General features: G+C 47.2%; 7 protein-coding genes and 5 pseudogenes. 9 read left to right on the top strand and 3 right to left on the bottom strand.

Annotated features, from left to right (window positions below):
• The 3 genes and pseudogenes from NDI45_RS30375 to NDI45_RS30365 all read left to right on the top strand — a co-directional run.
• Positions 1-135, top strand: a complete 135-nt coding sequence (locus NDI45_RS30375) for a peptidoglycan-binding domain-containing protein (RefSeq protein WP_348250015.1) — start codon at positions 1-3, stop codon at positions 133-135.
• An 81-nt stretch (positions 136-216) separates the two neighbouring features.
• The gene (locus NDI45_RS30370) at positions 217-591 is read left to right on the top strand and encodes a nuclear transport factor 2 family protein (RefSeq protein WP_190789651.1); all 375 of its coding nucleotides are present in this window, start codon (positions 217-219) and stop codon (positions 589-591) included.
• A gap of 44 nt (positions 592-635) precedes the next feature.
• Positions 636-824 (top strand): annotated as a pseudogene (locus tag NDI45_RS30365) (LuxR C-terminal-related transcriptional regulator); the annotation flags it as partial.
• Between the two features lie 934 nt (positions 825-1,758).
• Here the strand turns inward: NDI45_RS30365 and NDI45_RS30360 are convergent.
• Positions 1,759-2,792, bottom strand: a pseudogene (locus tag NDI45_RS30360) (IS5 family transposase).
• Between the two features lie 114 nt (positions 2,793-2,906).
• Between NDI45_RS30360 and NDI45_RS30355 the strand changes: the two are divergent.
• From NDI45_RS30355 to NDI45_RS30345, 3 genes and pseudogenes are all read left to right on the top strand, one after another.
• Positions 2,907-3,125, top strand: a pseudogene (locus NDI45_RS30355) (hypothetical protein); the annotation flags it as partial.
• 610 nt (positions 3,126-3,735) lie between these two features.
• The gene (locus NDI45_RS30350) at positions 3,736-4,173 is read left to right on the top strand and encodes a site-specific integrase (protein ID WP_348250014.1); all 438 of its coding nucleotides are present in this window, start codon (positions 3,736-3,738) and stop codon (positions 4,171-4,173) included.
• 321 nt (positions 4,174-4,494) lie between these two features.
• Positions 4,495-5,001: a hypothetical protein gene (locus NDI45_RS30345; RefSeq protein WP_348250013.1), complete on the top strand. Its 507-nt coding sequence runs from the start codon at positions 4,495-4,497 to the stop codon at positions 4,999-5,001.
• 9 nt (positions 5,002-5,010) lie between these two features.
• Here the strand turns inward: NDI45_RS30345 and NDI45_RS30340 are convergent.
• Positions 5,011-5,121, bottom strand: a pseudogene (locus NDI45_RS30340) (IS1 family transposase); the annotation flags it as partial.
• 86 nt (positions 5,122-5,207) lie between these two features.
• Positions 5,208-5,525 carry a transposase gene (locus NDI45_RS30335; protein ID WP_190794719.1) on the bottom strand — a complete coding sequence of 106 codons (318 nt, stop codon included), beginning with the start codon at positions 5,523-5,525 and terminating at the stop codon, positions 5,208-5,210.
• Here NDI45_RS30335 and NDI45_RS30330 point away from each other — a divergent pair.
• From NDI45_RS30330 to NDI45_RS30320, 3 genes and pseudogenes are all read left to right on the top strand, one after another.
• Positions 5,524-5,757 carry a hypothetical protein gene (locus NDI45_RS30330; RefSeq protein ID WP_190794718.1) on the top strand — a complete coding sequence of 78 codons (234 nt, stop codon included), beginning with the start codon at positions 5,524-5,526 and terminating at the stop codon, positions 5,755-5,757. The two genes, NDI45_RS30335 and NDI45_RS30330, sit on opposite strands and share 2 nt — an antisense overlap.
• 113 nt (positions 5,758-5,870) lie before the next feature.
• Positions 5,871-6,371 carry a hypothetical protein gene (locus tag NDI45_RS30325; protein WP_348250012.1) on the top strand — a complete coding sequence of 167 codons (501 nt, stop codon included), beginning with the start codon at positions 5,871-5,873 and terminating at the stop codon, positions 6,369-6,371.
• A 263-nt stretch (positions 6,372-6,634) separates the two neighbouring features.
• Positions 6,635-7,713, top strand: a pseudogene (locus NDI45_RS30320) (IS630 family transposase).
• Positions 7,714-7,778 lie beyond the last annotated feature (65 nt).

The following is a 7,778-nucleotide window of genomic DNA, read 5'->3' as shown; positions in this document are numbered from 1 at the left end:
ATTACAGCTTCTGCAATACGAGATTTACAGCAACGGTACGAAATCCCAGTCACAGGGCAAGTCAATCCTACAACTTGGGAAGTCCTAGATATGCGCGAAAACCCCTATCGATCGCCGCTCCCCTGGAAACAATAGAGTCAGTAGAGTAGGCAATGCTCACGAGCTAAAACTTAATCAGAGCAAGTGTTTCATCGGGTATGTACAGGAGAGGTTCAAATGTCAGAGAATAATAAAGCAATCTTAGAAGCGGCAAACGCGGCGATCGCTGAAGGCAATTATGAAGGATTCTTGTCGTTCTGCGCTGACGACACGGAATGGACATTTGTAGGCGATAAGACCCTGAACGGAAAAGAAGCCGTTCGCCAATGGATGGCAACGACATACGTAGAGCCGCCAACGTTTAGGGTCGCCAACTTAATCGCCGAGGGTGATTTTGTCACGGCACTTGGCAACATCACTATGAAAGACGAAGACGGGAAGGCAGCTGATTACTCGTACTGTGACATCTGGCGCTTTCGTGACGGCAAGATTGTCGAATTAAGGGCTTTCGTCATCAAAACCTTTCTAGCAAAATGTCAGAGGTTTTCATGAAAAGAATAAAATATTCCTCCTCAATGTCTTTAACACCTACTCACAACCTCTCAGTTCGTAAATTAGAAGTTTTGAAACTCATGGCGGAAGGTCAAAGTAATTCTGAAATTGCAGCCCATCTATATCTGAGTCACAACACTATAAAAACTTATGTACGTGGTATCTTCAACAAACTTGGAGTTGATCATCGTGTACAGGCTGCCGTAGTTGCTTTACGTCAAGGGCTGATTTAGGAGGTTCAATGATGACTTCTGAAGAAGCACTGGAAGTTGTAGAGCAAATTTTACCACCAGGAACACTAAGGCGTTGTAAAGAAACAATTTCACGGTTTTATTGAACCGTAGGGTGCTGTTAGCGTTAGCGTAACGCACCATCGTGAAGTTATTTTTTAACAAGCCCTAACCTCTGTCAAAGTAGTGGTATTTCATGTCAAGAAGAAAAACTTCCGCTCATTGCTAAAACAGAAATTTAGCAATCGAACAGTGATGTGACTGGGCGATGAGGTTGGTGCAATGTCCGTGTTTACTTTTACAAAGTATCGAAGTGTAACCACACGAATATGTTCAGGGTGGTTATTACCTGACTTATATACCAACTGATGTGGGCGATCGCAACTACCGTATCGTGTTTGAAACCGATGAAAACGGCATTGTAAATCGATTGCGATCAGACGAACTTCCAGAAGTGACTTGGTATGAAGGCTGCTGTTAAGCGTGAGTTGTTCACGTAAACTTACCTTCAATCACAAAGGAGAGTGAATGGCGGAGTGTACTGGTGTGATTCAATTCCTGTTCATGACGCAACTCATCAATCAACAGGAATTGATCAATAGGAGTGTTCCCATGTCTTCAAATAATCAAAGAAAACAACTCATGACACAACAACAGGATACTGCTCAGATATACCGTAGGTTGGGTGAAGTGCAGCGCAACCCAACCTACGTTGAAAGATGTGTCAGGCAATCAGGTTATGTAAGTTAATGACATGTTCAAAACTGCAAAATCACGACAAGAATTACTAGAGGGCACCTCGATTAATTGAATTTCAGAGTGGATTTTGAGTCTCATTCGAGACACGGCAGTAACAATAAGGCTGCATCCATCAGTCCTAGCTCCAATCCTGCGGCTTGAATCCCTCCCACGATGATTTTTAGACACTTTTCTCCCCTTACTGGGATGTTTGGGCAGATCTCACCTGCCAAAACACGAACCGCTTGAAGTTGTACACCAAATTCTTCAACCCTAAATTCATCTTGGCGCGCTTGATGCCAATCGTTCGCAGCAGTTTACCTCCCATGCTGCTGGTCCAATCGCCAAAGACATGCTCCACTTTTGCTCTGATTTTGGAGCGTTCTCGGTTATCGTCTTTCTGTCGGTCGGTTAATGGACGATTGCGATAGTTCCGCTCATGAATATGGCTGTCAAATCCCATCCCTTCCAATACCTCTTCAATCGCCTCTGAACGGTAGGCACTGTCTGCCCATACATCGGGGTCAGCGTTGTCATCATCCAAGACCGCTCCTAACATCTGGCTGTCATGGCTGCTGGCATCACTCACCGCATACCCGCGAATAAAGCCATACTCCACATCAATGCTGATGTGATTTTTGTAGCCGAAATGGCTTTTCTTGTGCTTTTTCGTCCAGCGGGCATCGGTATCTTTTTGCCTGGCTTTATGAGGGGTTTCTGCCCACTCTTGTGGTTGCTTGCCTTGCTTAATTGCTCGTTTTCCTTTGATGAATTGCGTTGAGTTGGTATCGGAATGAGAGTTGCATCCACAATCTGTCCGCCTTTAGCCGCATACCCCTGTTGCTGAAGGTAGGATTCAAATTGCTCAAACAGTTTATCGAGCAGTTCCTGCTTTTGCAGGTTTTCACGGAACAACCATACAGTCGTAGCATCAGGCACCTTGTCTTCCAGCCCAAAGCCTAGAAAACGCATGAAGGACAAGCGGTCGTTCACCTGATACTCCAGTGCTTCATGACTGATGTTGTACAGCTTCTGCAACACCAACATTTTGAACATCACCACATCGGTTGGTTTTCGTCCAGCGGGGCTTTTACGATCCTTTTGGTGGATCTGATTTAAGCGGGGGCGGAACTCTTTCCAGGGCACCACCTCATTCAGATGCCCCAGCAAGTCCTGCTTCTGTTGCAGCTTTTGATAGCGTTCGTCCAGGTTCCAAAAACCGAGTTGTCCCATAGCCTATGGAGCAAGGTGGTACTCTCCTGCATGATCTCATATTGAGATCAGATGTCAATTTTTCGAGGTTCCCTAGAGTTCAACCTCTTCGGATTTTGACTCTCATTTCAAAAGATCAAGATATTGATGCGCCGCGCATCCCTTTTCGCGATCGCGCTACTCTTTACCACTCATTTCGCCCCCGCTTACTCGGAGTTCACAACCATGATGCCTACTACAATTGCCTATCCTGAAACCAAGCGCGGCGATGTCGTTGAGGAACATTTTGGACAGGCGATCTCTGACCCCTATCACTGGTTAGAAAACGATGTCCGCAACGATCAGGAAGTCGCTCGCCTCCATTCCTTCCTCTTTTCCAATCCAAGCCAGCAGCCGCAATAGCTTCAGATCTGAAACCACCCCCACTTTGCCATCAAACAACCAAGCAATCTCCTGTGGCGAGAGGATTTTAGCTTGGTCGTGGCGGTTGATTTTCACAGGCCGAGCAGTACGGGTGTTCAGCCAATCTTACATTAGGAAATGGCAATAAGTTAATGTATCCACCTCAAATGTTCATTCCTCTGTTCATGCAGATCCTTAAGCTAGGAGAGCTTAAGGAAAACTTATCAATGAGGGACGTTAGGGGAAGAAGCTTGCGGGACTCTGTCAATTAGATCTCTGATTGACAAAATCACCAGAAAGCCAAAGACAGAATTAACGATCGCCCAAGTGGATCTGATTCTACAATCCTGTCGATTTGCAATTGAAGCGACAGAACAAGACGGTCAGTCCTCGTCTGGAAGTGGAACGACAACGGCAGAGGTGTTAGCTTAACTTCTCCTGATAACTCCTCCTGATCTACTCAATACTGGAAAAATCTAGCTTTCTCGTCACCTCCTGCTGTTCCGGGGCGATGTTAGTGAAGTTATCTTGACCTAAAACTGAAATAACTTGACGATCGACGGTGACTGATTCTCCCAGTGACCCTGTTCTCCCGATCGTGATCGTGCCCCTTGAGGGCGGCAAGGAGGAACCTCGGCGATCTGAACCTCCAGATTTACGTCACTGGCAGATCGAGGAGTTCCTGCGCCAGACGGGAAAGGCGGAGAATACCCAGCGCACTTATCGCGAACAACTGATCCGCTTCGCGGCGTGGTGCGACAAATCCTGGCTCGATGTGACACCCAGTGATATTGGCAAGTATCGGCGGGAGTTGAAGAGTAAGGGGCTGAAGGCAACCTCGATTAATCATGTGCTGAATACGCTGCGATCGTTCTACGGTTGGCTGCGCCGAAGCAACGGCTATCCGATGAACCAGCCGCTGCCCACGGATGCGATCGATCTGGAACGGCAGGAGGAACAGAAGTGCTTGAGCAGTTACATTGTGCCCATCATTCACTAGGCGCACCCAAGAACTACGGAATATTCTCCTCGAAATGTGAGGACTTCCTAAATCCTTTCTACTAAAGCTTTAGAACTATGGATTATTTGAGCAGCAGGGGATAACAAAGTGCTTGGACAGTAGTGGTCTAGCAGTGACGAAAGTTAATTGCCACTTAGTTATAGTTCAGACATAGCAGTACTTAATCTCCATCGCTTAATAAAAGATTTATTGCCGCGACCTATCCTACCGTGCAGAATTGAAAGGGTGTGAGCACTGAGTTAATTCTTATACCTGAGCCGATCGTCCAACAGTAAACTAAAGACTGGAGAAAAATAAGCCATGCAAAAGGAAACGGCTGTTGGAGCCGCGTTTATCCTCAGCAATCCCATTATCAATACTGCAGCGAGTGCGATTGGAATTGCGAAAACTGGGACGGCGATCGGAACATTGCATGGAGCAGCCCATGCCAGTGCAACTGCTGCTTGGATAGGACTGGTCAGTATGAAAGCTGGACTATTCATTATGAATGCCCTGCCAGTCGTCGGGGCTTTATTGGTCCTCGACAGCCTCAGTGGTCGTGGTCATGGCTCTCCGATTATCGATTGTTATGAGCAAGCCTGGAGAGATTATGAGGTGCAGTGTGAACTGGAAGAATTGAAACAGCAGGTCAACGTTGATCCTGACCATCAAGTTCGCTCAAAGACATCTATTACCAGTTTCGCTCAACTCGATAGCCACTTTCAATTGCTGGAGAGGGAGCATGATCTTTATCAGTTTAAAAAAGAGATGGGGCTACTCCCGGCTCAAGCTCAGCTAAACCAACAGAAAAGCGGCGTTGCTGAATAGAGGGAGGAATCAAGTAGGAATTGGGACATCCCAAAATCTTAAGTAGTGAAGTAACAAGCGGATTGAATGTGTCAGCATTTCTTCTGACTTGGAATAACACAATGTTTTGCGATGTAGTCGAACTTTGAGCTGATAGTACAGACTGGACCGCGCCAGCTTGAGCAATTGACATTGCTGCACAATGCCTAAGTGAGAATGGTCAGCCATCACCAAGGCTTTTCGAGCTTCAAGCCCAACTGTGCTGACCTATTGGCTAAAAAATCCCGTTCTACCTTCAGTTGCCCGATTTGCCGATAGAGTTCATCAATTTGTGCCTGTTGGTCGCTTTGAGCAGAGACGGCGGAACTGCTTGACTCGAAGACATTGCTCGCTCCCTCTAGCAGTTGCCGCTTCCAGTTGTTGATCATCGTCGGATGGACCTCATACTGGCTTGCCAATTCTGCTACTGTTTTCTCACCCCGAATTGCGGCAAGGGCGACTTTAGCTTTGAATTGAGCGTTGTATTGTTTGCGTTTGTTTGCCATGAACTACCTCTATCATGAGTCAATCGTTCAGAGCTTAGCCACCTGTCCAGTTTTTCGGGTCCACTTCAATGTGGCAGATGCCTGGTTCCAAAAGGCCCTTGCCGCTCCGAAGTTGGCAAAGCTGAAGAACTTTGACCTATCGACCGCGAAAAAGGTCGAAAAAATTCTCCAAGCCACACCCCAATTGGAGCATCTTTACTGCGATCTGGACTTCCGGATTGCCAAAACATAACGAGAGGCGAGGCAGCGATTGTCCTACACCGTCGCGATTCGCAAAGCATGAGAATGAGGTTAGTTTTAAAGCAGACCGAAAGATGACGCTGGAAGTTCACACAAGAAACAGTTATGACAGCGAATGATGGATTCACGATCATGCTTTTCATCCTGGTCATCACCAGTCTTGCAACAGGTTATGGCTGGGGTGTGCAAGCACAACGCCTGCCCTTCTCAGCAGACATTGGATTCAGTGAACCGCAATGGTCATTTCTGAAAGGGTGGGTCAAGTTAGCGTTAGTGGCTGGCGTTCTATTGCCGATCGTCCTCCTTGCTCAGGCTTGGGGACAGCCCTATTCAGTGAGCTTCTGGAGCAGTTACCTCCTAGTTGTTGCGGTGCAGCTAATTTCTGAGCGGGTGTTCAGCCAGTGGCTCGTTTCGAGTGTCGTAGTGCCCATTGGCTTCTGCTACACGGCTTTTCGGTTATGGCAATTAGGGGATGGATTCACTGGATTAGCGTTATCCGATTTAACGTTGATCGGCTTTGCGGTTGTTGTCCTGTTCTGGGCTGCCAATCTAGTGATGTTGATGACGATCGCCATTCCAGCAATTTACAAAGGACAGAGACTTTAAGACGACGGTTTCAGATTGGAGCTCAAGGTACTGAGGTGTTTTTGCTGGTTGAGCAGAGGAAGGCTAGTAACTACGGGCATGAAGTAACCTTACGCAGGTAGTTCCACTAAACGTTCAGGCAAAGTTGAATGTATCGTTCTTGGGCTTCACCTGCAAGGTTAGAAATTATTAGTCCTAATAGTCTGACTGCCTTGTGTTCTAAGTAGGTAGGTGCAAATAAACGTAGGATAAGAAGAAGACCAAATTCCCTCGTTTTGCTGAGTATGCCTGCTCCTGTCCATATCGTTCTGACGGCTGAAGAAGACCGAACGTTGAGCGAACTGCGCATGGCGACAACGGTGTCTCAACGCATTCGTGACCGTGCCCATATGCTTCGACTCAACGCGCAAGGCTGGAGTGTTCCCGCCATTGCTGAAATCTTTGAGTGCCAGGAAAATATAGTGCGACAAACGATTCGTCGTTGGCAACAAGCGGGTTTAGGCGGACTGTGGGATGCGCCTGGGCGTGGGGTGAAACCAGAATGGCAGGAAGCGGACTTAGTCTATCTGGAACAATGCCTCCAGCAGGAACCTCAAACGTATAACAGCAAACAACTGGCTCACAAACTTGCCGAAGAACGACAAGTTGAACTGAGTGCCGACCGGATTCGTAGAATCCTTAAAAAAAGGGCTTTGTGTGGAAGCGAACCCGGCACTCGCAACGAGGACGGCAGAACCTAGAGTTGAGAGCAATCAAGCAAGCCGACCTAGCTCTGCTAGAGCAAGCTTGTGCGGACGGACATCTAGAATTGAAATACCTGGATGAATCGGGCTGTTGTCTGGAAAGTCCAGTCAGTTACAGCGATAGCCGGATTAACCAACAGAAATGTCTCGACTAGATCAAGTCCTATGGGGATCGCATCAGTATTTTAGGGGTATGGCAACCGAACCGTTCGTTCGAGTATGGATTGGTCCAGGGCAGTTTTAACCAGGAACGCTATGTCAAATTTATGAATCAGATTGCCGACAAGAGCGAACAACTGCTAAAGCAAACTGGAAGAATCACCGTCATTGTTCAAGATAACAGTCCGGCTCATACAAGTCACTTCGCGCGTGAACACTGGCAACAATGGCAGTCGCAGGGCTTATCCCTTTTTTTCTTACCCCCGTATAGTTCAGAGATGAATCCGATTGAAGCACAGTGGCATCAACTCAAGACGCATGAGATCGCGGGCAGAATTTTTGACAATGAGTATGATTTAGCCAATGCCATCATGGAAGGCTTGGAGCATCGTTCTCAACATGCGGGATGGATCCTAGTAGTCTGCCAAGGGAACTTTGCCTGGTGGGGTTATTTCTGGTAAGGTGACTCAAATCCAGGAAGATCATTATGAGTCAGAAGCGTTACATCGTCGATTTAACGGATGCC

The organism is Leptolyngbya sp. GB1-A1 (genome assembly GCF_039962475.1).
Classification (GTDB): Bacteria; Cyanobacteriota; Cyanobacteriia; order Elainellales; family Elainellaceae; genus Leptolyngbya_A.
This window is presented reverse-complemented; position numbering and strand designations above follow the sequence as displayed.